Below are 23,865 nucleotides of genomic sequence, written 5' to 3'. Positions count from 1 at the left end.
CTTACTATTCACCACTCGCCTGCTCCCTATTGTATCAAAATCTTAACCGCCTCCAATCGCTTACCATCTGCATTCGTAGATAGCCAATAAACACCCTTGCCCAACTGGCTGGCAGGTATGGTAACTATTCTATTATTATATGCATTCACCGTGGTTTGATAAACGGTTTGTCCCGTACCGTTCATTAGTGTTAACCTGAATTCACCGGTACCATTTATTTTTAACCTTATGTCGCCGCGGGCCGGGTTGTTCATAACAAATACCCGGGCGGCATTGTCGTTTTGAATAATGGCCAGGTTCGAGATGGTTTCTGTATTATTCTTATCAACCGTTACTACACGATAATAGGTGGTTGAATGATCGTCGTTATCATCTTCTTCATATTCGTACCCTGCGGCTGCCGAACCCCGGGCATCGATACGGCCGCCCACAGCTGTAAAATGTTTACCGTCCTTGCTTTTTTCCAGTTGGTAATAAGCGGTATTGGTTTCAGGGCCTGTTGTCCATTGCAAATGATTGCCATGATGACCGTGATGGCCATGTAAAACAAAACCACAGAACCTTTCGGGTTTTGCAAGATAATCAACCGAAGCGCAGATCAAATTGTTGCGCACATTGTCATCAACAATGGCTTCTATAGGAAAACCAAAATACAAAACACGAAAGCGGCCTTTATAACCAACACCGGCGCCCGTGCCGGTTCCACCCGTATAATTCAGTACCAGTTCCGATCCGCCGGTAGTATCTATCACATCGGGAAAATCTACATTGTACGAACCGTTAGTACCGTTGCCATAAGTGCCCGAACCTCCATTAAAAAAGTTGGCAGTTCCGTTAAAGTTATAAGTACCAGCGCCGTCGCTAACGTATACGGCTTTTAAATAATCGCTGTAAAATGTGCTGTCGGCATTGGCAGATGCAGCGCGGCCAAGGTCCCACCCAAGTTCAGAGCCGCTTATAAGTAAGCGGCCGCCTTTGTTGAGGTAATTTTTTATGCGTGCTTTTTCGGTTGAATCGAGCGATTTACCCGTTGTGCTTTCTTCCCCAACAAACCAGTCAACTGCAAAGTATTTCGATAGCTCCACCTTACCGGCGCTTACCACTTCGTTCTGTACCCCGTCAAAAGCAACATCACAACTGGCGAGGCCGTTGCCATGTTCAACCATATAACTGTAATTGTTCATGCTGTTGAGCACCATGCGGCGCACATTGCCAAGGGCGCTGCTTTCAAATTTCAGCAACATGGCCGATGCATCGAGCCGGTCGAACCCATCGACAAGCAGATAGTTTACCGGTTTGTGTTTATGTGAGAAAGAATGACGTGGCGTGCGGGCCGCAACCACACCCGATGCAAACGATTCACCGCCGGCATTAACGGCTGTTATCTTAAAGAAATAGGTCCTGTTAGGTTTTGCCTTAAAAAGAAGGCTGGTGTCGGTTACATCAATGGCATTGGCAAAACCGCGACCGTTCTCGCTTACATATACGCGATAACTGGTAGCAGCATCGCCATAGATACCACCGCTTACCGGTGGCGCCCAGCTAACCCGAATTTTTGCATGTTCGGTATTGCGGGCGGCCACCAGTGTTGGCTCTTCCGGCAAGAAGGTAACCGGAATGCCATCGCGGTATTTAAAGAATTTCAAAATGCCTTTGTACACGGCGCGGGCTGCCAGGCGGCGAAACTCTGGTTCGCGCATAGCTGCCGCATCGCCCGTATGATCATGAAAACCCAGTTCAATTAGCGTACCCGGAATGGTGCGTAATTCTCTCAGTTCGCCCAGGTTACTGGTTTTAACTCCTCTGTCGGTCCAGGTACTGCGCCAGCCGGCCCTGATGTCGGCAATAAGCTGGCGGTGGATGCTATCGCGTAACTGCGTACTGCCGGCCGTTATGTTTGGTTGCGAGGAACCCAGTCCGTTATACCGGTAACTTTCGGTACCGGTGCCGCCGCCGGCATTGGTATGAAAGGAAACAAATACGGCATTGTTTATTTCACTGGCCAGGCCCTTACTCAATTCCCATTCGGTATATATGGGGCGAACCGTTACATCTTCGCGGCAGGGCGGATGACCCTGGAAGCGGGCATACTGCCGGGCAGCTTCTTCAAAACGTGGCCGGCCGCTGGCGGCGCCGCCATTAAGGCAATCGGGGGTTGCACCAATGCCACCGCCCAGCCTAACGGCATCCGCTATAATGGCCTGAGTACTATCGGCCGATTCGTTACTGATTATAATTTTATATTCACCACCGGCGTAAAAATAGAATTGTCCCAGGTACACCCAGGTATCGCCGTGAATTTCCTGGTTAACGGTAAATTTTGTGGTACCGCCTGCGTGTTTAACGGCGTATTTTACGTCGGTGGCGCGATTGACGCCACTGATATAACGGATAGAAACCCAGTACAAACCGCTGGTTGTAACCGTTGGTTTAAAAACTGCGGTGGCCGTGGTATGTGGGCTGGCCACATTGGTACGGTAAGTGCCGCCATAACCGGCGATGGTACCATTGGCCCAGGTACCTGTTTCGGTATAGGCCGGCGCGCCGTCGTCGTTATTTACAATGATCTCAGTGGTATTCATATCGCGTTCGCGCACACTCCAAACATTGGCACCGGCATTAATAAGGTAATTCAACAGGTAATAGTCAACGGTTTCGGCAGTAGTAAAATCCTCAACCAATTGGTTCGATGTACCGCGCTGGGTAAGAAATCCTAAACCGGTGCCGGTATTTTGCCAGCCATGGCCGGGACTTAACCATACTGTTTTACCACTTAATGCGCCTGTGCCTACAGGTTGTCCGGCGCCGGGGAAGATACGTGCAGCTTCATTACCTGCTGCGCCGGGTTTATCGGGATAGGGATCGTTATTCTTTACCGCTTCATATTTTTCAATGGGTGGGGCCAGTACAAAATAGTCGAGCGTTTTAAACCCGCCGGTGAGTTTGTCTTTTGCCAGCAGCAAAATATTTCGACTGTCGGTATCGGTGATCAGGTGCAGGGCCAGTTCTGTAAGAACTTCCGATTCGGTTTCGGAAATGTCGCCGGGAGCGAAGGATGCATCGGTATTGAAAAAGATGTGCAGGTCGTTGTTGAGTTTAGTAACGCTATCGACCCGAAGGTGAATGACAGGTTCCTGCGTAATAAGTTGGTTAAGATGGTTTACAAGGCTTGTATCGTTTTGCGCCAATGAAAGCGAGGCCCTGCAGAGGACGCAGAGCAGTACCAGGTATAGTTTTCTCATTTGACAGGTTGGTGTTTGATTGGAGATAAATCTATTGATTATTTGGTTGCGGTTTTGAAATTCTATAGCGCAGAAAAACGCATGGGGGTTAAAGTTGATAAGTTGACGTGTTAACGAGTTGACGAGTTGACCAGGTGGATTATGGGCGTAGCGAAGCGTAGCCGAAAACATATGTTGGCGATAGCCAGCATAAAGGTTCTGGTTGAGCGAAGCGAAACCTGATACAACTGAACAACCGAATAACTGAACAACTCAATAACCCACCTATAACTACCAGGCATTCAATTAAGACACTGTGAACTATGAACTATGAACTAATCAGAATTATTTAGAAAAACACCAATTTAACCTTATGGAAAGTTTAAAGCCCCGCATCATATCCCAAACTACTGTTCTATGGATTCACTAGCCCTTCCCGTTGTACACCCCGCTTTTCAAAAGCTGAAAGGCGCTGGTCGTTTTTTGCATTTAGCTGCCGGTGGATTGATCCTTGTTCATGCATTGTCGCACATAAATCAGCCCGACAGCAGTCCCGTTTACCTCGGCTGTTTGCTTTTTATGGCCATCGACATTTTTATACTTGCCGTAGCCGCAAAAAATATTGCGGCCGATATGCCCATTGTGAACCTGTTCTTCAGGTTTGTGGAGATCATCTTTTTTCTGGGAATTGGTATTGCCTGTTTAATGAACCGTGAATGGTGGACCGGCGGCGGCCATATTTTGATGTCGCTGGCTTACCTGTACCTGTTCCGGTGCGAAAAAAGAATGCTTACCACCGAATATGTGGCCCTGCATCATACCGGCATCACCATTCCGGCCCTGCCCGACAGTCATTTTCTTATTTGGTCGCACGTCGATCGCATTGAGGCTCAATATGATTCAATAACAATTGCCGCTTCTGACAATAAATCATATCATTTTGATCTGCGGAACAATCTTCAATTCGAAGAACTCGATCAAATTCACGAATTTTGCAGACATTATTTAAAACAGTTCTAAGTTTAAAGTTCTTAGTTCTAAGTTTCAGGAGGCTATAGCCATGAATTTTAGAACCAACTGACTTCTAAAAACTTAGGACTAAGAACTTAGAAAAAAGATGTCTGTATTAAAGAATTCGCCGTATTTGTTGTATTCCGACGGGAAAGGGAACATTTTTGAAGATACCAGCCTGTATGCCACCGGCAGGGCTGGTTGGGATGCCTATGAGGTGCCGGTTGAGGATTGGATCGCTTTGCCCGATGGCGGTTCTTTATATGAATTACCCGGTCGCCGGGGTATTGGTATTGATGTTATTACCGGCGATATGCGCCTGTGCGATAAAGGCTGGGCCGTAGCCGCGTTTATTCCACCCGCACATACCGGTTTATACCTGGCCGCTTATGAAACGGCCCCCGATGCACCCACTTTGCCGCTTTTCTGCTACACTGCTGTTGGCTGGCACAACGATCAGTTCTTCGTTCCGGCTGTGCGTATTGAACAGGATATCCGCCAGGAGTGCGCCGGGTTCGACACCAAAAAAATTGAAACGGGTGTTAGCACTTACTTAAAAGCGTATCCGCACAACCGCCTGGTAAAACACCTGGCCGAAAATTGTTGCTTAACGTATAATTGTCCGGCTGCCCGTAACTACTTTATGGGCCGGTGGGAATGCCCGGTGCCTTCATCGCCTGCTTGTAATGCCAATTGCATTGGGTGTATTTCGTTTCAACCACAGGAAGAAGAAATTGTTTCAACGCAAGACCGTCTCACCTTTAAACCAACGGCCGAAGAGATCGTTGAGTTTACGGTGCCTCACCTGGAGTCGGCGCCCTACCCCATTGTAAGTTTTGGCCAGGGTTGCGAAGGCGAACCGCTGCTAATGTGGGAAACCATACGCGAGTCTATCATTCAAATGCGTAAGCATACCAATAAAGGCAGCATTAATATAAATACCAATGGTAGTAAACCAGCTGCGGTAAAAGCCTTGTGTGAAGCGGGTTTAAACTCCATAAGGGTGAGCACCAACTCGGCCCGTAAACATATTTACGAAGCTTATTACCGCCCCAATAACTATCAGTTTGAAGATATTGTTGAAAGTTTGAAAGTGGTGCGCAGCTACAATGGCTGGACGAGCATCAACTATTTTACTTTCCCGGGCATGACCGACAGTGTGGAGGAATATGAGGCATTACGCAAGCTGATCATCGATACCGATTTGAACATGATCCAGTGGCGTAATTTCAACATTGACCCCGATTGGTATATGGGAAGAATTGGCGCTTATGAAATGGGCGACCTGCTTGGCGTAAAACAATTGCAGGAACTGATACATGAAGAATTCCCGAACGTGAAGTTTGGTTACTTTAACCCAAGTATGGAACGGATATCGGGGAACTACGAAGAAGATTTCGCGCACTGAGCGTAGTAATAAAGGTCTCTCTAAAACGAGTTACTCTAAAGGGTAGCTCGTTTTTTTTTCAGCTGTTACCGGTAACTAAAATAAAAAAGCGTCGGAACCACCGACGCCTTATAAAACACTCTATGATGATTGACTGAACTGCGTAGCTTATTTAACCTTGTTCACCAAAGTTTCTTCAACATAGCTGTGGCTTCTGTTGATAGAGTATACTTCAGTTGTATTTGCATTTTTCGATTTTACTGTTACGTTCAGGGCTGCATCACCGAATTCTTCTGATCTCAGAATGAACTTCTTTGAAAGACCAGCGCCTTTGAATTTATCGCTAAACAGTATGTTACCGTATTCATCGCGGAAGGTTACCGTGTACTCATCTTCTACTTTGTTAGCCAGGTTCAGTTCGAACACCGGATGATTTTCCATGTTACCGATGAACTTCAATTCTGTCTTTGGATTGTCTTTGCCACCCTCATTTGCCAGTAAAGGAGTTGTAAAAGCTAATGATAAAGCAAGAGCAGCGATAGCCAGTTTTCCAAAGTTACCCGAATCGATTTTCATAATTTTATTTTTTAAAGTTTGTTTCGTTGTTTGATGATGCAAACTTACTGCGCGTTTTACCCCTGTCGAAATCAACTCAGGCTCATTTTTAGGATGGTTAAGGCCTGTATGAAATGTTAAAACCAGCTGTGGAAGCGGGTTTCGTAAAAATAGCACCATGATGCCCAAGGCCCTGAAAGGCATTTAAAATGTTTTTTTAACACGTAAAATTGTTGCTGGAATGTCTAAAGGCAAACGTTTGTAAGTTTAGTTAACTGGTTAACGAGTTAACGAGTTGACGAGTTAACTTACCTTTGTGATCCAAAATAAACCTGTATGCAGTTTGAAATTGAAAAAGCATTACCTGTGCTGGAAAGAACACCCCAGGTGATTGAATCATTATTATACGGACTGCCCGAAGAATGGATAAACAACAACGAAGGCGGTGATACCTGGACGCCTTTCGAAATTGTTGCGCATTTGATACACGGTGAAAAAACAGACTGGATCCCCCGCACACAGATCATATTGGGTGAAGGCAGTAAAACGTTTAACCCTTTTGATATGGAAGGTCATATTGAAGAAGGAAAAGGGAAAATAATGGCCCAGTTGCTCGATGAATTTAAGATCTTACGCAAAGAGAACCTGGCGCAATTAAAAGCGGTTGAGTTCTCGCCCGAAATACTCGATAACACGGGCATACATCCCACGCTTGGCCCGGTAACTTTACGTGAGCTGTTAGCGGCGTGGGTGGTACACGATCTAACCCATATACATCAGTTAAGCCGGGTAATGGCAAAACAATATGATGAAGCGGTGGGGCCGTGGAAGCAGTTTATGGGAGTGTTGGGTGGTAGACGGTAGCTTACAGTTCATAGTTAAGTGTTTCGAGTTTTTAGTTCTTAGTTTTTAGTTTTGCTTGGAGCTTGCAGCTTGTAGCTGTATGCCTGTATTTGCTTTTAGCTTTAGGCTTACAGCTTTCAGCCGTTTGTTATATCGAATAAATTATCCTCATGACCCTATTTCTCTTATGTGTATTCGCATTCCTGGCAGGTTTTACCGATGCAATTGCCGGTGGTGGCGGATTGATACAAACCCCTGCAGCCCTGGTATTATTGCCACAATATCCGTTGGCTACCGTGTTGGGAACACTAAAAATACCTTCTTTTAGCGGCACCAGTATTGCCACCGTTCAATACATACGCCGGGTACCGGTTAACTGGTTATTGATTGGCTTAATGACCATTGTGGCATTTTGTGCGGCCTTTGCCGGTTCTACCCTATTGACCCATGTGAATAACAGCTTTATGAAGCCGTTATTACTGTTTATGCTCATCATTGTAGCCATTTACACCTTCACCAATAAACGGTTTGGCGATCATACCGAAAAAGCCCACAGCTTCAGGCAGCAGATCGTATATTCTTTGCTGATAAGCCTCGTCATTGGTTTTTACGATGGGTTTATTGGTCCGGGTGCCGGCAGCTTTTTGATCTTATCTTTTATAGGACTATTGGGTTTTGATTTTTTAAAAGCCAGCGCACACGCCAAATTCGTTAACCTGGCCACCAACCTGGGATCAATAACGTTTTTTGCACTCACTGGTAAGATCATATTCGCTATTGCGTTGCCAATGGCGGCGTGTAATGCTATAGGTGGCTGGGTAGGCGCCCGCCTGGCCATATTGCGTGGCAATGCATTTATAAGAATATTCTTTTTGATAGTTATATGTGCTACCATCATTCGCTTTGCCTATGATGTGTGGTTCCGGTAAACATTCTGTTAAAGTTTGCCTTCGCTACAACATCAACCTCTTTTTGTTGTTCATTTAGCATTATAGTTGCAATAAAAACTAAACATTGGTATCTTAGTAGTATCAATTAACTGATAACATGAATCAGGAATCAGAATCAAAGAAAAATGTGCAGGCCGGCAGTTATACCGCACTGGTGTGTGGGTTAATGCTGGTTATTTTCTTTTTTGTAAAATGGGGCATGCCGCCATTGCCTGAACCGCCTGTTGAAGAGGGGCTTGAAGTGAACCTGGGCAATAGCGATATAGGCAGCGGCAACGATCAGCCTTTTGAACCGGGTTCTCCTGCCCCGGCCAGTGAGCAAACTGCGTATGTGCCCCCTAAAGCAGAACCTGCCAAAGAAGATGTAAAAGATATTGAGACCGACGATAAAGATGAAGATGCCCCGGTTATAAAAAAGCCGCCAGTGGCAAAACCAGAGGCAACCAAGGTGCCCGAAAAGGAAGTAGTAAAAAGTAAACCGGTAAAGAACCCAACACCGGTTGAAACACCTGCTCCCCCGGCCCCCAAAGCTAAAGCGGTATTTAAAGGAGTAAATGGAAATGGTACCGGCGGTAACGAAGCTTCTACCTATAAAAAAGGCGGTAGCGAAGGTATTGCAGGCGGACGTGGCGATCAGGGCGCACCGGGTGGTAACCCCGATTCAAAGAATTATAGCGGCGGTGGCAGAGGTACAGGTATTGCGATCAAAAGTGGTTTAAGTGGCCGTTATATTGCCAAGGCATATTCCTATACCGATGATTTCAATGAAAATGCCACTATAGCCGTTGATATTAAAGTTGATCAAAGCGGCAACGTGGTAAGCGCCACTTACCAGCCAAGAGGTTCTACCAGCTCCGATAGCTTTTTCAAGACAAAAGCCGTGGAAATGGTACGTAAATCAAAGTTCAACGCCAATCCAAACGGGCCCGAAGAGCAAACCGGTACCGTATTGGTAAGGTTTAAGGTAAGAGGTTAATTTTCGATCCAACGACTTACTAATCCTGTATATATAAAGTCCGAAAGAAAGGTCCCTTTTTCTTTCGGACTTTTCTTTTAGCTTTGTCGCCCCAATTATTCCAATGACTTACGAGCAAGCGACCAATTACCTGTTTACCAGGCTGCCCATGTTCAGCCGTATAGGCGCAGCAGCCTATAAGAAAGACCTCAGCAATACGCTCAGGCTTTGTGAATATTTAGACAACCCTCATAAAAAAATAAAGACCGTTCATATTGCCGGTACCAATGGTAAAGGTTCCACCAGCCATATGCTGGCGGCTGTGCTGCAAACGGCAGGTTATAGAACCGGTTTGTATACATCGCCGCATTTGCGCGATTTCAGGGAGCGCTTCAGGGTCGATGGTGAAATGATAGACAAAGATTTTGTGGTTGATTTTGTAAAACGCATTCAGCCCGCCATCGACGAAATTGAACCTTCGTTCTTTGAGATCACCGTAGCTATGGCATTCGACTACTTTGTATATAAACAGGTAGATGTTGCCGTAATAGAAACAGGGCTTGGCGGCAGACTGGATTCAACAAACATTGTTACACCTGAAGTGGCTGTTATTACCAATATTGGCTGGGACCATATGAACCTGCTGGGCAACACCCTGCCGGATATTGCTTATGAAAAAGCAGGCATCATTAAACAACAGGTGCCGGTTATTGTAGGAGAAACAACTGCCGAAACAAAAGGGGTGTTCGAAAAAGTGGCCAGTGAAAAGCAGGCGCCGCTGGTATTTGCCGATAAACAACGTTATGTGGCAGAATGGAAATACGAACATCATCAGCTGGTGTTACAGGTTTCGCCAACCGGTTCTGACGAGCGTACTACTTATCATTTAGATCTTCCCGGTTTTTATCAAACCAAGAATTTTATCACTGTTCTTGAGACCATACATCATTTACAAAAAGCAGGTTATAAAATAACCGATGCCCATGTACATGATGCTTTGCGGCAGGTAAAAAAGCTAACCGGTTTACATGGCCGTTGGGAAGTTATTCATGCCAATCCGGTTGTAGTGCTCGATGTTGGCCATAATGAGGATGGCATAAAGCAAATAACCGCGCAAATTGAATTAAGCGATCATCAGCATTTGCATATTGTGATAGGTATGGTAAAAGATAAAGAAGTTGAAAAGGTGCTGGCCCTTTTACCAAAGGAAGCCACCTATTATTTTACCCGGGCACAAATTCCGCGTGCATTGCCCGAAACCGAACTGGCTGCAAGGGCGCAGGCGCTGGGTTTGAATGGCCATTCGTATGGCGATGTGAATGTGGCTTTACAGCAGGCGCTTGGTAAAGCGGGGAAGCAGGATTTAATAGTAGTGTGTGGTAGTGTATTTGTAGTTGGTGAGGTTAACTTGTAGAAATAAGAAGTAGGAAGTATGAAGTAAGAAGCTCGCTAATTTTGCAATGCGCTTTCTTTTTTTACTTAAGACCTCGTACTTCTTACCTCCTACTTCAATTCCTTAAAAAGACTAATACTCAATTAAAACGTGATCTCTCCTAACTTCCTCAATGCATAAAATAAAGCAGTAACGTGCATTGATTGTATGATCTCGTTATTACGCAACATTTGTTTTAATTCTTCAAGTGAGGCCAGGTGTACCTCTATATCTTCATTATCATCAAACTCCTGCTCTTTTACTTTTTTACCACCGGTTGCCAGGTACATATGCATCCAGTTATTATTGGTAGAAGGATTGGCGCTGGTTTTACCCAGGTATTCGTAATGTGTAAATGAATAACCGGTTTCTTCAAGTAATTCGCGGGCAATGGCTTCTTCATAGTTTTTATCGGTGTCATCAACACAACCACCCGGAATTTCGTAATTGGTTTCTCCCAGGCCATGACGGTATTGTCGTTCCAATATCACTTTTCCATCTTCGGTCAAAGCCACAGCAGTTACCCAGGTTGGGAATTCATATACATAATATGGGGTAACAATTTTTCCATCGGGTCTTTCGCAGGTATCTTGTCTTACCGTAAACCAAAGGTCTTTGAACAAATATTCAGACTTGATCGTCTTCCACTTTAAATCTCTCATTATTTATTTTTATCGGCCAACAATTATTTAGGGTGCTGCACAGAGGACCCTTGTCAACTTGTTAACCTGTTAACTTGTCAACTTAATTACCAACCATTTCTATCCCTTAATGAAGTAATATGCGCCACATGATGACGGCCATGCCATGAATATGAACCAAGCATGTAGTATAGAGACATCTCTTTTTTGCTTGCAGGATGAAATACTGTGCGGTTCCAGGCATCTGCAGGCAAATTCAACAGAGCAGCATGCCAGCGTGTATGCAAAGCATATAACAGCGTAATGGAAATATTGATGGGTACCTGTTTTACATCGTTCAACTCGGCCCACAATCCTTCTTCATAAGGCTTAATGGTAGGATTGTTTTCTGTTAAACACAGTTTCATTCTAATATAAGCGTTCATATGGCTGTCGGCCACATGATGCACTACCTGTTTAACATTCCAGCCGCCTTCGCGGTAGGGCGTGTTCAGTTGTTTTTCGTCCAGGTTTTCTATGGCCGATTCCAGCATGCCTGGTAAGAACTGAATGTCTTGGAGCCACTCGCGTTTTTGTTTGTCAGAAAATGGCTGTGGCTCATATTTACCGATGGGATAACGTAAATCCATAATATGCTGATTTGGTAATGTGCTAATGTGCTGATGAAAAACCAACTACTCTTCGCGTAGTGTATGCCCGGTTAAATGGATGAACACATCTTCGAGGTTGGCTTTTTTTACTTCTTTGGGCCGTTCAAAACCGGTGGCCACCAGGTCGTCGATCAGTTTATCGGGTGTTTCCAATGCAATGATCTTCCCTGAATCAATGATGGCAATACGGTCGCACAACACCTCGGCTTCATCCATATAATGGGTGGTAATGATCACGGTGGTACCCTTTGCCCTGATGTTCAAAATAAGGTCCCACAGGTTGCGGCGGGCTTGCGGATCGAGGCCGGTAGTAGGTTCATCAAGGAAAATGATCCTGGGATCGTTGATGAGTGTGGTAGCTATTGAAAAGCGTTGTTTTTGTCCGCCGCTAAGGTCTTTGAATTTAGCTTTGGCCTTGTCTTCGAGGTTTACCATTTTCAGCAGATCGCGGGTATTTACCTTACGGTTGTATAAACCGGCAAACAGGTCTATCAGTTCTACCAGGTTCAGCCCGGGATAGAAACCAGATGTTTGCAATTGCACGCCAATAAGCTGTTTGATGGAGTTGGGTTCTGTATCGAGGTTGAACCCGTTTACATATACTTCGCCTGATGTTTTTTCGCGCAGGGTCTCAATGATCTCAAGCGTTGTTGATTTGCCTGCGCCATTGGGGCCCAGCAGGCCGAAGATCTCGCCTTCAATAACGTCGAAACTAATGCCTTTCACTGCTTCGAACTGTCCGTAATTCTTTTTGAGGTCCTTTACCGAAATGATCACCTTACTCATTGGGCTTATCCTGTATTTGGCCCACAAGATAGCGTGAAATGTTGATTTTGCGGGGCCGGAATTAAGATTGCCGGTAGGCCGGTTGAGAACTTAGTTCCTTGTTCTAAGTGTCAGGTTTTGTTCGTCGCCTGCGGTTCCTTACTTTTTCACCCACTGCACCGGCTTGTATTTCCTCTATCAACTCTGTCACCTCTATCAACTTTTTAACCTGTATTCCCTTGTCAACTTGTCAACATGTTAACCCGTCAACTTACTTCGCAAAGATCTGCGTAAAGTACAGCTGATTCTGCATATTCCTGGTCACTCCAATACCTGTATACTTATAACTGCCTTCCATATTCTTGCGGTGTTCGTCGCTTTTAATCCAGCCGTTCACAACGGCCTTGGCCGACAAATTACCATAGGCCACATTTTCGCCAACAATGGTAGCCCCGGGCACTTTCTCCTGAATATATTTTATGCGAAACGATAAACCCTGGTGCCCAAATGGAATACGGTGGGTGCCCATATCCATACTATGGCGGCGCGCCTGGTATTCGATGGCGGCATTGGTGCTCAACGGCGCCAGCTTCTTTGTTTTGCGGTAATCATTTACCAGGCTAAGGATCTCGCGCTCCAAACCCGGCGCCAGGTTGGCTTCAACAACTGGAGTAGAAGGTGTTACGATCACCTTTTTTTCAGTAGATGTTGTTGGTTTGGATGTGCTGCCGCCTTTGCTGGTGTTGGAATTCGTTGAGCTGGATGACTTTGTAGATTCGCAACCAACTATTGTTAAAAATATGCAAATGAAAATTGAATTAATACTGAGTAGTCTACACATATCCCGTTTCATGTAATGGCTTTGATCCCCAAGATGCTAATTCTATACCAGAAAAAAGGCTGAAGGCTAAAAGCTCAAAGCCAAAAGCGAAATACAGCTGCAGACACGGCAGCAAGCTCAAAGAAAAAGCTGAAAGCCTGAAGCATCTACTGTATTTGCTTTCGGCTTTCAGCTTTTGGCTTTATGCTGTATTTAATGTTTCAGGCATTCATCCAGCTCATCCATCATGCCTTTGCTGCCAATGAAAAGTGGCGTACGTTGGTGCAGTTCGGTTGGCACAACATCCAGGATCCTTTCTTTACCATTGGTAGCGCGACCGCCAGCCACTTCTGCAATAAATGCAAAAGGATTGGCCTCATACAACAAACGCAGTTTGCCTTTAGGTTTATCAATAGTACCGGGATACATGAAGATGCCGCCCTTGATAAGGTTGCGGTGCACATCGGCCACCATGCTGCCTATATAACGTTGCGTATACGGGCCGCCGGTATCTTTGTTCTTCTTCTGACAAATATTTATGTATTTCTGTACAGGCTGTTCGTACTGAAAGAAATTACCATGGTTTACTGAGTATATCTTTCCAAACTCAGGACATTTTATATTGGGATGGCTTAAGCAAAACTCCCCAATGGAAGGATCGAGGGTAAAGCCATTTACGCCGCGGCGGGTAGCATACACCAACATGGTAGAGCTTCCATATACAATATAACCTGCTGCCACCTGGTATTTACCTGCCTGTAAAAAATCTTTTTCTGAAGCAATGGTGCCTTTTTCACTTACCCGGCGGTATACGCTGAAGATAGTACCAATAGATACATTCACATCAATATTACCACTACCATCCAATGGATCGTATAAACATACGTACTTCGAATTTTTGCTTACCGCATCATCAAACGCTACATATTCATCGAGCTCTTCACTGGCAATACCGGCGCAGCTTATGCCATGTTGTAATACCCCGGTGAATTGGTTATTGGCAAATAAGTCGAGCTTTTTTACGTCCTCACCCTGAACGTTAATGGAGCCTGCATCGCCAAGGATGTCTACAAGCCCGGCCTTGTTAACTTCTACGTTCACCCTTTTAGCGGCCAGTCCAATATCGCGTAACAAACCGCTAAGTTCACCGGTGGCATGGGGAAAATCCCTTAACTGCTGAATGGTAAACTCGTCAAGGGTCAATACATTTCTGTTGATAGTGGTCATAACTTTCAATCCATTGTTTTGGTTAACAGTTGTTAGCTGGCGAAGGTAGGGAAAACTGATGTACGAAGTAGGAAGTAAGGCGTAAGAAGTACCCGAATTTTCAGGTTTCATACTCTTTTCCTGCCTCGCACTTAGCACTTCGTACTTTCCAGGTAAACTGTTAATTGACTTTTATAAATTTTTTAAAATGGCCGCTTCGTATATGTACTACATCTAATCCTATATTTCTGCTTCTTACTTCTTACCTCCTACTTCTCATTCCTAGTTTTACTACTTTTGCAATCCATCAACCAGTTTAACTAGCATAAACAATGAAAGTTTTTAAATTCGGCGGCGCCAGTGTAAGCAGTACTGAAAGGATCCAACAGGTTGCTCATATATTAAAATCATACCAGGGTGAGGAATTGCTCATTGTGATCTCGGCAATGGGTAAAACCACCAACGCGTTGGAAAAAGTGGTGGAAGCGTTTTATGATAATAAGAAAGATGAAGCGCTGCAGTTGTTTGAAGCGATTAAACATGCCCACATTACCACTTCTAAATATCTGTTGGTTAAAAATTTCAATGAAACACTCGATCGGCTGACCGATTTTTTTACCGAGGTTGAATGGTTGCTCCACGATAAACCTGTACAGGGATTCGATTATTATTACGACCAGGTGGTTTGTATTGGCGAATTATTATCTACTGTTATTGTAAGCGCCTATTTGAACGAGGTAGGTTTCAGTAATCATTGGGTTGATGTACGGGATATCATACGCACCGACGATAATTTCCGGGATGCCAATATCGACTGGCATTATTCCAGTGGAAAAGCCGAAAATGTAGTGGTGCCCCTGCTCAAAGAGCACAAGGTGATAATAACGCAGGGCTTTATTGGGTCTACCGATGAAATGGAAAGCACCACCCTGGGCCGTGAAGGCAGCGATTATACCGCCGCTGTTTTTGCCAATTTATTAAATGCCGAAGGACAATACATTTGGAAAGATGTAGAAGGTGTGATGAATGCCGACCCCAAATTGTTTCCCGATGCCCAATTGCTGAGTGAACTGAACTATGATGAAGTAATTGAAATGGCTTATTACGGCGCACAGGTTATTCACCCCAAAACAATAAAACCGCTGCAGAATAAAGGCATTCCCCTGTATGTAAAATGTTTCTTAGATAAAGAGCTGCCCGGTACCGTCATTCATAAAAAAAGCCTGAAAGGGCTGCCGCCGATCGTTGTGTTGAAACAAAACCAGGCATTGATTCAGCTGCATTCATTAGATTTTTCATTTGTAGGTGAAAAGCCGGTTGCCGATCTGTACCAACTGTTGGCCGATAGCAAAATAAAACCCAACCTGATGCAAACAGGTGCGGTAACCATTCAGGTTTGCCTGGATAATCAAACCGAAAAAATTGAAAAACTGGCCCTTGCCGCCGCTGGTATCTTCGATGTTCAGGTAGAAACAGGATTGACGCTGCTTACTATTCGTCATTATACTCAGGAAGTATTACAAAAGATGATAGCAGGGAAAACGGTTGAATTATTACAACAGACGCCTGAGACGGTGCAGGTTGTTTTGAAATAGTTACCAGTTACCGGCAACGGGTAACTGGTAACCGGTACCTATTTCAAATATTTTTCGAAATCCAACTTACCATAGAATACTTTATCTCTTACCAATTGGATGTATAGAACAACTTCCCGCCACCGCATCATCCAGCTTTCAAATGAGCGCCAGGTAAATATTTTTCGCATGGGCAGCAGGTCGTATTCATAACCATTGAACGCCAGGTTCAGGGCTTCCATGTATTTTCTATGGTAGGCGGTAACCTTGTAGAACACCCTTTTGCCAATACACATATGCGAGAATATTTTGAATTCGATACCGCGTAAAAAAATAAACGCCGTGGTATGTATTTGAATAGGGTAATTGGCATGATCGAGCCTGGTATTGGCCGGTAACTCCACTACCCTGCCGGTATGAATATTTATGTCGTAAATATATTTTGTTGCCCCGCCTGCCGAAAGCACATAAGTAAAGTGAACATGCCTGAAGTAACGCCTTATGAAGAAGGGTAAACTGGCTGAAAAATTTTTAAAGTAATCGATCACTACCTGTTTGTCGATAATGGTTTTGTCTTCCTGTTCATAAAACCTTTCAAGGCTTTCGCTTTGTTGTTGTAAATATTCTGCCAGTAATGTTTCGCGGTTGGTGAACCAGTCTTTTTCGCTGATGCGAAACCCCGTTTCTGACGACCAGCTATCGCCCGACACCATAACTTTGGCAATGGGCGATTGTATGTTGTGTTGTTTAAAATAGCCTTCAACCAGCAACGGATGTTGAATATACTTGTTGAAATGAAAGGAGTCTTTGTGTAAATGACAATGGTTGCTGGCAAAGGGAATGGCGTATTTGGCGCCTGTTGCCTGAGCAGTTTGTGCAAATTCTTTTATGTACCTGTTTAAGTCATCCACCGGTGTTTCGGGTTCATCAACAATTTCATACGACAGCCGTTCATTGGCCGAGCTATGGCTTCTGAATACAAAATCTATGGGGCGATGCTTACGGGTAATTTGCTTTAATGTAAGACCCATATGTTTTGAATCGTTCAGGTTTAGCAGCTTCACCCCATCACATTCAATCAACAGGGCGCTATCGAGGAACATCCAAAACTGGTAGGAGGTAATATAGAAATTGTCGTCGATCCTGAACCGCTCACCATGTTTTAATTCAATGATGTTGTTATACCCCAGATAATACAGATCGTCTTTCATGCGCGTGTAATTCCCCTTGGGAACAATGATGGGAATATTGGCCGGAAAGCGTTTTAAAGAGTCGCCATGAAAATGGTCCCAGTGAATATGGGTGAGATAAATATAATCGGGTTGAAGAGAATTGATGAGGTCTTTACTTACGGGCGGATAATTCCACCACGATCGCCAATAGCTACTTCCTACAAGCCAGGGATCACATATTAATGACTTTCCCGGTTTATTTTTTATTAATAAACCGGCATGGGATAAGATTTGAAACTCCATTTGACAGAACCGTTTAACTAATCTAAAGTTAAAGTTTATAACAGTATAATACAAGTGAAGTTTGTGAGTAATTTGATACATGAGTGCTCATCGTAATATTTGGGATTATTTATATAAAGCAGCACGTAAAACGTGAAACGTGAGACGGCAATCGGCAATCGGCAATCGGCAATCGGCAATCGGCAATCGGCAATCGGCAATAAATTTCGGGCGGCGCAAGGTCGGACATTAATCTCAACATTCGCGAGGCCACTCACCACTCACCACTCACCACTCACCATTCACCATTCTCGACTTAACTTACCTATCTTGCATACCGAAAAATCATTATACCCACAATATTCATTATGGAGCAGCCCATAGCTTTTTACGAGAAAAATACATCGAAATATATTGATGACCTTACGCAATTAAAACCTATGGCCGCACTGGTGGCAATTTTGCGGCTGGCCTGTTTTCTTGTATTTGCCTGGGCTACCTATAAATGGATTGCCAGCCATAGCACCGGTTGGATGGTGACAACGCTGCTGCTGGCGATTGCCTTTGTAATACTGGTACGCATTGCCTGGCGCATGAACGATCGTATTGCCCTGCTCGAAAAATTGCTGTTCATCAATAATAATGAGTTGAACATACTACGGCACATTCAGCCCAATTTATTTGATAATGGCGCGGCTTTTTCCTCAAACGACAATAATTCAGGCGATCTTGATATTTTCGGCCCCAACTCCCTGTACCATTTGCTTAACCGTACCACAACCTGGCATGGTAAACAACAACTGGCGGCCATGTTACAACAACCCCTGCTGGAAAAAAATGAAATAGAGCTGCAACAACAGGCGGTGAAGGAATTTAGCACGCAAAAAGAGTTACGACAGCTTTTGACCGCACATGGATTGTTGAACGAGGAAAAAGAAGGCAATCTGCACGACATTGGCAACTGGTTGCAAAAACCGGCTATTATACATGATAAAAAATGGATAAAATGGATGCGCTACCTGGTGCCGGCTTACAGTATAATTTGTTTTATTATATACCTGTTTACCCAAAATTATTCGCTGCTCATACCCATTGTACTCATTAGCTGGGGCATCATTGGTTCATTTGCCAAACGTATACAGGACCAGCATAATTTGTTGGGAAAGAAACAATCGATATTAGATCAATATGCTACTATTTTATCGTTGTTCAGCAAGGTAGAAACGGGTAATGCCGCCCTTTTGAAAAAAGAAAAAGACATAGCCATTGCAGCGCACCAGGCGGTTAAAAAGTTGTCGAGGTTGTCGGCCATGTTCGATCAGCGGTTAAACCTGATCGTAAATATATTTCTCAACAGTTTTTTTTTGTACGATATCCAATGCCTGTGGGCGCTGGAAAGCTGGAAACAAAAACACAAGGCCCATTTTAACGACTGGATCCATGGTGTGGGCATGATAGAAAGCCTGAACTCCCTGTCAACATTTGCATTTAATAACCCCAGCAATCATTACCCAACAGTAAACGCCGATACTATTTCCATTGCAGCAACCCAACTGGCGCATCCACTGATAAAGGTCGATGAACGGGTGGCCAACGACTGTACATTCGGAATAGATGAAAAGCTGGTGCTGGTAACCGGTTCAAATATGTCGGGTAAAACCACCTTCCTGCGAACGCTGGGGGTTAATCTTATTCTGGGCCAATGCGGCGCCCCGGTGTGCGCCACTTCATTTGCATTTACACCCATGGTCATTCGCAGTTCAATAAGGGTAAGCGATTCGTTGCAGGAGCATACCTCCTACTTTATGGCTGAGTTAAAACGGTTGCAGCAGATCATTCATTACCTGCAACAGAACGAGGTACCGGTGCTTATTCTTATTGATGAGATCTTACGTGGCACCAATTCAGAAGATAAAACCCACGGATCGGAACAGTTTATAAAAAAGCTGGTGCAATACCGTTGTCTTACCTTGTTTGCCACGCACGACCTGGCGCTTAGCCGGCTCGAGAACGAGATGGCCGGCCAGGTAAATAATTATTGTTTTGAAAGCACCATTCGCAATAACGAGCTGCTGTTCGATTACAAATTGCAACGCGGGGTTGCCAAGAATAAAAATGCTTCGTTCTTGATGCAGAAAATGGAGATCATTTAATTATCTTCATTTTCTGCACTTATTATTTATCACAGCTATTGCCTGCTATTCTATATAGTCAAGTTTTATTGTAAGTTTTATAGACGTGCTGGAAACACGACATTCTACGGGTAAGTTATTGTCGTCGTAGAAATATGTATTATCATTATACAAGGTTGACGGAGTGAATACACCAGGGCCAGCGCTTGTACCATAGGTAAAGACTGTCATATTATTCTGGCAATAGCCCGGTGCCAGGTATGAAGGAAACCCTAATGGGCTGTTTTTTACCATTGTAATTGCAATATTCATTTTGCTTAACGGGTTCACCTTGTCGTCATAATTATATTTATAGCCGTTTCCCTGAGGATAAGAGTAGAATGTATAAGTCTCCGTAAGATTGTGGTTTGCCGTCATGCATGAATCCAAATCCCATGATACGATATTGGTGCCGTTATAAGTTTCTTTTAGTATAATGATCTTAGCGGAGTTATAAGAATACTTTTTTACTACCGTCCGGTTATAGATTTGTGTGGGTAAAGACGAATCCCTGACCAGATTGCCGTTATTGTAAAAATAGAACGTTTCAGGGCCTGCCTCGCCTATTATGCCGCCAATTGATTTATATGGTTCTTTCTCATTTCCATTGTAGTAGTACGTGATACTACGTTGTTTTGTATTTTTTATTTCAGAGCCTGTTGAGTCACCGGCGTAATAATTAATTTCCTTTACCCGTTTTTCATCGTCATAAACAAATTCGGTTGTAATAATACCTTTTGACGGAGTTGCGTTATTCCACTGTATCAGTTTTGACAACCGGGTTTTGATCGGTTTGGGGTCATCTTTATCCTTTTTACAGGAAACGATACTTAAAACTAGCACAAGGGTACTTAAAGTACGGATTAAACTGTTCATAAAAGGGGTTAAAATTTTTAATTGGGCACACTATAAAATGGAGATCATTTAAAATTCGTCGTAGGTGTATTTAATGGTATAGGTCTCTAATCGGTTGGTTATGGTACAGGTTTCGGGCAGGCCCTCTTTTGTATAGGTAAATATATAGGGTTGGGGTTCACCATCTGACCGCCCGCCACTATATGAAATTGTACCATACGTATAGGCCGTCATATTGTTTTTGCAAATGCCCGGCGCAAGAATATCGGGAAATATTTGGAGGCCTTCCACTATTTTAACGGCGGCAATATTTAATTTACTTAATGGGTTTATTTTGTCATCGTAAGAAAATTTATAATAATAACCAAGTAATCCAATTGAGCCGGTCCAATACACCACTTCTGCAATATTGTTGTTCTTTATAACAACGGAATCTGTAAATGTACCTCCGTATACTCCTCCTGTGGAAATGGTTGTATATTTTCCCGTTTTTACTAAAATATAGTTGGGAGTATACGTGTAATCGTGCGTTCTTACCTCCATGCCAGCACCTTTTGCTGAATCACGTATCAGTTGGCCCGCGTTATTATAAGTATAAAAAATGTCTGCATAAAACCCATTCGATACCTGTCCGCTTGCTTTGTAAGGTTTTTTATCTGTACCGTTATAATAATAGGTAATGCTGGTTTTGGGTTGGGTATTAAGGCTGCCGTTTACCATTTCTTCATAGTAATAAGTTATTTCCTGAACCCGCTGCTGATCATCGTAAATAAAATCGGTCACATTTACTTTTTGCGGTTCTCTAACGGTCGATTGCGCTATTCTCGAAATGCGTAACTTATCGGGGCTACGGGTAGCATCATTCGACGGCTTTCTACATGCGGTTATGCCTGCAAGAAATAGCAATAAAATACGGATTGACCAGTTCATAAAGGGTGGCAACTTTTAATTGGGCGCAAGATATACACGAACTTTCACCGATGGAAATCAATTAAATATTCGCGTTAAACTGGCAATAAACGCGTTGATTTTACCAATATTCGTGTAAAACAAAAAGGCCCCAACAGTATCGTTGGGGCCCCTCGTCTTTTATAATCTCCTGTCCTTATTTCACTTCTTCGTACTCGGCATCGGTTACGTTTTCGCCGCCGCCATTGTTGTTACCACCGCCTTGCTGACCGCCACCAGGTTGCTGGCCACCGGCCTGATCGCCTTGTGTGGCTTTGTACAACTCTTCGCTGGCTGCTGTCCAGGCATTGTTCATTTCTGTAGTAGCAGCATCAATAGCGTCAACATCCTGCGATTTGTGCGCTTCTTTCAATTTGTTCAGCGCTGTTTCGATAGGAGCTTTTTTATCGGCCGGGATCTTGTCGCCGTATTCTTTCAATTGTTTTTCGGTTTGGAAGATGAGACTATCGGCCTGGTTAATTTTGTCAACCTTTTCACGGGCAGCCTTATCGGTAGCCTCGTTGGCTTTTGCCTCGTTCTTCATTTTTTCGATCTCGTCTTTGCTTAAACCGCTACCGGCTTCAATACGGATCTTTTGTTCTTTACCAGTGCCCTTATCCTTGGCTGTTACATGCAGGATACCATTGGCATCGATATCGAAAATAACTTCGATCTGCGGAACGCCGCGGGGCGCAGGTGGAATATCTGTAAGCTGGAAGCGGCCCAGGCTCTTGTTCTGATTAGCCATTGGACGTTCGCCCTGCAACACATGTATTTCAACACCAGGCTGGTTATCGCTGGCGGTAGAGAATACTTCAGATTTCTTGGTAGGAATGGTTGTGTTTGAATCGATCAAACGGGTCATTACGCCACCCATTGTTTCAATACCAAGGCTCAGCGGAGTAACGTCGAGCAACAGTACATCTTTTACTTCACCGGTAAGAACGGCGCCCTGAATTGCAGCACCAACGGCAACTACTTCATCGGGGTTCACTCCTTTGTTAGGTTTCTTACCAAAGAACTTTTCCACGATCTCCTGTACTTTGGGGATACGGGTGCTACCACCTACCAGTATCACTTCATCAATTTGTGATACGCTCATGCCTGCATCTTTCAACGCCTGCTCGCAGGGTTTCAAACAACGCTCGAATAATTTATCGGCCAGCTGTTCGAATTTGGCACGGCTCAGTTTTTTTACCAGGTGTTTAGGCACACCGTCAACTGCAGTAATGTAAGGCAGGTTGATCTCTGTTTCGGCTGAAGAAGATAATTCTACTTTAGCTTTTTCAGCAGCTTCTTTCAAACGTTGTAAAGCCATAGGGTCTTTACGCAGGTCAACACCTTCGTCGGTTTTGAATTCAGCGGCCAGCCAGTCCATGATCACTTTATCAAAGTCATCACCACCCAGGTGGGTATCACCATTGGTTGATTTTACTTCAAATACACCATCGCCCAATTCGAGTACTGAGATATCGAATGTACCACCACCAAGGTCAAATACTGCGATCTTTTGGTCGTGTTTACCTTTATCGAGACCGTAAGCCAGCGCAGCAGCGGTAGGCTCGTTCACAATACGGCGAACATTCAAACCGGCAATTTCACCGGCTTCTTTGGTTGCCTGGCGCTGTGCGTCGTTAAAGTAAGCCGGAACGGTAATTACTGCTTCATTTACTTCCTGACCCAGGTAATCTTCGGCCGTTTTCTTCATTTTCTGAAGGATCATGGCACTTAATTCCTGGGGTGTATATAAACGGCCGTCTATGTCAATACGTACCGTATTATTGTCACCTTTTGCTACTTTGTAGCTCCAATGGCTGATCTCTTCTGTCACCTCGTCAAAACGGCGGCCCATGAAACGCTTAACGCTCATGATGGTATTGTGGGGGTTGGTGATGGCCTGGCGTTTTGCAGGGTCACCCACTTTACGTTCGCCGTTTTTAAGAAAAGCCACTACCGACGGGGTGGTACGGCGTCCCTCGTCGTTGGCAATTACCACCGGTTCATTTCCTTCCATTACTGCAACGCAGCTGTTGGTGGTACCGAGGTCAATTCCTATTATCTTTCCCATATTAGCTGAATTTAATGTTCGATTATGATTATCAATCATTATGCCGTGCGGTATTGGAATGTTAAAATGTCAGTTTTGACAGTCAATCTGGTAGAAAAATGTGATAATGTGATAATTTGCTAATGTGATAATGCTTTATGTGCGGCAGTCTGACGTTCCGCATCCTCTTTTTTGCACAGCGTTCAAATTGCTCTTGCGTCAGCATTCAACACGCTGTATTTTTATTAGCACATTATCACATTAGCAAATTAGCTAATTGGTATCCTTTTTTCCGTAAAACTACCTGTTGTACATATAGCTTTCAATTTATATCTTCATATCCCCCTACACACCGCCGTAAGTGATACCCATTAGTTTGT

Annotated in this window: 19 protein-coding genes; 8 read left to right on the top strand and 11 right to left on the bottom strand. The window is 44.1% G+C overall.

Features of this window, described 5'->3' with window-relative positions; translation table 11 throughout:
- Positions 1 to 26: 26 nt before the first annotated feature.
- On the bottom strand, positions 27 to 3,242 hold the full coding sequence (locus GGD38_RS11440) for an N-acetylmuramoyl-L-alanine amidase (protein ID WP_375300723.1): 3,216 nt from the start codon (positions 3,240 to 3,242) through the stop codon (positions 27 to 29).
- 396 nt (positions 3,243 to 3,638) lie between these two features.
- Between GGD38_RS11440 and GGD38_RS11435 the strand changes: the two genes are divergently transcribed.
- Complete coding sequence (locus GGD38_RS11435) at positions 3,639 to 4,241, top strand: hypothetical protein (protein WP_375300724.1); 603 nt, start codon at positions 3,639 to 3,641, stop codon at positions 4,239 to 4,241.
- Between the two features lie 97 nt (positions 4,242 to 4,338).
- Complete coding sequence (locus GGD38_RS11430) at positions 4,339 to 5,640, top strand: radical SAM protein (RefSeq protein ID WP_375300725.1); 1,302 nt, start codon at positions 4,339 to 4,341, stop codon at positions 5,638 to 5,640.
- Between the two features lie 147 nt (positions 5,641 to 5,787).
- On the opposite strand, the gene GGD38_RS11425 is transcribed toward GGD38_RS11430, so the two are convergent.
- Complete coding sequence (locus tag GGD38_RS11425) at positions 5,788 to 6,195, bottom strand: hypothetical protein (RefSeq protein ID WP_375300726.1); 408 nt, start codon at positions 6,193 to 6,195, stop codon at positions 5,788 to 5,790.
- 315 nt (positions 6,196 to 6,510) lie between these two features.
- Between GGD38_RS11425 and GGD38_RS11420 the strand changes: the two genes are divergently transcribed.
- From GGD38_RS11420 to GGD38_RS11405, 4 genes are all read left to right on the top strand, one after another.
- Positions 6,511 to 7,038: a DinB family protein gene (locus GGD38_RS11420; protein WP_375300727.1), complete on the top strand. Its 528-nt coding sequence runs from the start codon at positions 6,511 to 6,513 to the stop codon at positions 7,036 to 7,038.
- A 149-nt stretch (positions 7,039 to 7,187) separates the two neighbouring features.
- Positions 7,188 to 7,946, top strand: a complete 759-nt coding sequence (locus GGD38_RS11415; protein ID WP_375300728.1) for a TSUP family transporter — start codon at positions 7,188 to 7,190, stop codon at positions 7,944 to 7,946.
- 118 nt (positions 7,947 to 8,064) lie between these two features.
- The gene (locus GGD38_RS11410) at positions 8,065 to 8,943 is read left to right on the top strand and encodes a hypothetical protein (RefSeq protein WP_375300729.1); all 879 of its coding nucleotides are present in this window, start codon (positions 8,065 to 8,067) and stop codon (positions 8,941 to 8,943) included.
- Between the two features lie 103 nt (positions 8,944 to 9,046).
- The gene (locus GGD38_RS11405) at positions 9,047 to 10,336 is read left to right on the top strand and encodes a bifunctional folylpolyglutamate synthase/dihydrofolate synthase (protein WP_375300730.1); all 1,290 of its coding nucleotides are present in this window, start codon (positions 9,047 to 9,049) and stop codon (positions 10,334 to 10,336) included.
- A 122-nt stretch (positions 10,337 to 10,458) separates the two neighbouring features.
- On the opposite strand, the gene GGD38_RS11400 is transcribed toward GGD38_RS11405, so the two are convergent.
- From GGD38_RS11400 to fbp, 5 genes are all read right to left on the bottom strand, one after another.
- Positions 10,459 to 11,016 carry an NUDIX hydrolase gene (locus GGD38_RS11400; protein ID WP_375300731.1) on the bottom strand — a complete coding sequence of 186 codons (558 nt, stop codon included), beginning with the start codon at positions 11,014 to 11,016 and terminating at the stop codon, positions 10,459 to 10,461.
- A gap of 86 nt (positions 11,017 to 11,102) precedes the next feature.
- Complete coding sequence (locus GGD38_RS11395) at positions 11,103 to 11,624, bottom strand: YfiT family bacillithiol transferase (RefSeq protein ID WP_375300732.1); 522 nt, start codon at positions 11,622 to 11,624, stop codon at positions 11,103 to 11,105.
- Positions 11,625 to 11,669: 45 nt separating this feature from the next.
- On the bottom strand, positions 11,670 to 12,431 hold the full coding sequence (locus GGD38_RS11390; protein ID WP_375300733.1) for an ABC transporter ATP-binding protein: 762 nt from the start codon (positions 12,429 to 12,431) through the stop codon (positions 11,670 to 11,672).
- Positions 12,432 to 12,681: 250 nt separating this feature from the next.
- Positions 12,682 to 13,251 (bottom strand): CAP domain-containing protein, encoded by a 570-nt coding sequence (locus GGD38_RS11385; protein ID WP_375300734.1) that lies wholly within the window; start codon positions 13,249 to 13,251, stop codon positions 12,682 to 12,684.
- Positions 13,252 to 13,443: 192 nt separating this feature from the next.
- Entirely contained in the window at positions 13,444 to 14,568 is a 1,125-nt protein-coding gene (fbp, locus tag GGD38_RS11380; RefSeq protein WP_375300735.1) for a class 1 fructose-bisphosphatase, read from the bottom strand.
- A 200-nt stretch (positions 14,569 to 14,768) separates the two neighbouring features.
- Between fbp and GGD38_RS11375 the strand changes: the two genes are divergently transcribed.
- Positions 14,769 to 16,031 carry an aspartate kinase gene (locus GGD38_RS11375; protein WP_375300736.1) on the top strand — a complete coding sequence of 421 codons (1,263 nt, stop codon included), beginning with the start codon at positions 14,769 to 14,771 and terminating at the stop codon, positions 16,029 to 16,031.
- A 38-nt stretch (positions 16,032 to 16,069) separates the two neighbouring features.
- On the opposite strand, the gene GGD38_RS11370 is transcribed toward GGD38_RS11375, so the two are convergent.
- The gene (locus tag GGD38_RS11370; protein WP_375300737.1) at positions 16,070 to 17,485 is read right to left on the bottom strand and encodes an MBL fold metallo-hydrolase; all 1,416 of its coding nucleotides are present in this window, start codon (positions 17,483 to 17,485) and stop codon (positions 16,070 to 16,072) included.
- Between the two features lie 347 nt (positions 17,486 to 17,832).
- Between GGD38_RS11370 and GGD38_RS11365 the strand changes: the two genes are divergently transcribed.
- On the top strand, positions 17,833 to 19,617 hold the full coding sequence (locus GGD38_RS11365; RefSeq protein ID WP_375300738.1) for a hypothetical protein: 1,785 nt from the start codon (positions 17,833 to 17,835) through the stop codon (positions 19,615 to 19,617).
- A gap of 45 nt (positions 19,618 to 19,662) precedes the next feature.
- Here GGD38_RS11365 and GGD38_RS11360 read toward each other — a convergent pair whose 3' ends face one another.
- The 3 genes from GGD38_RS11360 to dnaK form a co-directional block, all read right to left on the bottom strand.
- On the bottom strand, positions 19,663 to 20,511 hold the full coding sequence (locus GGD38_RS11360; RefSeq protein WP_375300739.1) for a hypothetical protein: 849 nt from the start codon (positions 20,509 to 20,511) through the stop codon (positions 19,663 to 19,665).
- 48 nt (positions 20,512 to 20,559) lie between these two features.
- Positions 20,560 to 21,420 carry a hypothetical protein gene (locus tag GGD38_RS11355; protein WP_375300740.1) on the bottom strand — a complete coding sequence of 287 codons (861 nt, stop codon included), beginning with the start codon at positions 21,418 to 21,420 and terminating at the stop codon, positions 20,560 to 20,562.
- Between the two features lie 175 nt (positions 21,421 to 21,595).
- A complete protein-coding gene (gene dnaK, locus GGD38_RS11350; RefSeq protein ID WP_375300741.1) occupies positions 21,596 to 23,506 on the bottom strand; it encodes a molecular chaperone DnaK in 1,911 nt (636 codons plus the stop codon).
- Positions 23,507 to 23,865 lie beyond the last annotated feature (359 nt).

The organism is Niastella sp. OAS944 (assembly GCA_024809215.1).
In the GTDB taxonomy this organism is placed as follows: Bacteria; Bacteroidota; Bacteroidia; order Chitinophagales; family Chitinophagaceae; genus Niastella.
Note: the sequence above shows the minus strand (reverse complement) of the source record. Positions and strands in the feature narration are given on the sequence as shown.

What these genes read in the sequence shown, in the direction of transcription:
- GGD38_RS11400 (WP_375300731.1), bottom strand. Translation starts at nt 11,016, where the DNA reads ATGAGAGATTTAAAGTGGAAGACGATCAAGTCTGAATATTTGTTCAAA.
- GGD38_RS11435 (WP_375300724.1), top strand. Translation starts at nt 3,639, where the DNA reads ATGGATTCACTAGCCCTTCCCGTTGTACACCCCGCTTTTCAAAAGCTG.
- dnaK (WP_375300741.1), bottom strand. Translation starts at nt 23,506, where the DNA reads ATGGGAAAGATAATAGGAATTGACCTCGGTACCACCAACAGCTGCGTT.
- GGD38_RS11360 (WP_375300739.1), bottom strand. Translation starts at nt 20,511, where the DNA reads ATGAACAGTTTAATCCGTACTTTAAGTACCCTTGTGCTAGTTTTAAGT.
- GGD38_RS11365 (WP_375300738.1), top strand. Translation starts at nt 17,833, where the DNA reads ATGGAGCAGCCCATAGCTTTTTACGAGAAAAATACATCGAAATATATT.
- GGD38_RS11355 (WP_375300740.1), bottom strand. Translation starts at nt 21,420, where the DNA reads ATGAACTGGTCAATCCGTATTTTATTGCTATTTCTTGCAGGCATAACC.
- GGD38_RS11385 (WP_375300734.1), bottom strand. Translation starts at nt 13,251, where the DNA reads ATGTGTAGACTACTCAGTATTAATTCAATTTTCATTTGCATATTTTTA.
- GGD38_RS11395 (WP_375300732.1), bottom strand. Translation starts at nt 11,624, where the DNA reads ATGGATTTACGTTATCCCATCGGTAAATATGAGCCACAGCCATTTTCT.
- GGD38_RS11415 (WP_375300728.1), top strand. Translation starts at nt 7,188, where the DNA reads ATGACCCTATTTCTCTTATGTGTATTCGCATTCCTGGCAGGTTTTACC.
- fbp (WP_375300735.1), bottom strand. Translation starts at nt 14,568, where the DNA reads ATGAAACCTGAAAATTCGGGTACTTCTTACGCCTTACTTCCTACTTCG.
- GGD38_RS11370 (WP_375300737.1), bottom strand. Translation starts at nt 17,485, where the DNA reads ATGGAGTTTCAAATCTTATCCCATGCCGGTTTATTAATAAAAAATAAA.
- GGD38_RS11430 (WP_375300725.1), top strand. Translation starts at nt 4,339, where the DNA reads ATGTCTGTATTAAAGAATTCGCCGTATTTGTTGTATTCCGACGGGAAA.
- GGD38_RS11405 (WP_375300730.1), top strand. Translation starts at nt 9,047, where the DNA reads ATGACTTACGAGCAAGCGACCAATTACCTGTTTACCAGGCTGCCCATG.
- GGD38_RS11420 (WP_375300727.1), top strand. Translation starts at nt 6,511, where the DNA reads ATGCAGTTTGAAATTGAAAAAGCATTACCTGTGCTGGAAAGAACACCC.
- GGD38_RS11410 (WP_375300729.1), top strand. Translation starts at nt 8,065, where the DNA reads ATGAATCAGGAATCAGAATCAAAGAAAAATGTGCAGGCCGGCAGTTAT.
- GGD38_RS11390 (WP_375300733.1), bottom strand. Translation starts at nt 12,431, where the DNA reads ATGAGTAAGGTGATCATTTCGGTAAAGGACCTCAAAAAGAATTACGGA.
- GGD38_RS11375 (WP_375300736.1), top strand. Translation starts at nt 14,769, where the DNA reads ATGAAAGTTTTTAAATTCGGCGGCGCCAGTGTAAGCAGTACTGAAAGG.
- GGD38_RS11440 (WP_375300723.1), bottom strand. Translation starts at nt 3,242, where the DNA reads ATGAGAAAACTATACCTGGTACTGCTCTGCGTCCTCTGCAGGGCCTCG.
- GGD38_RS11425 (WP_375300726.1), bottom strand. Translation starts at nt 6,195, where the DNA reads ATGAAAATCGATTCGGGTAACTTTGGAAAACTGGCTATCGCTGCTCTT.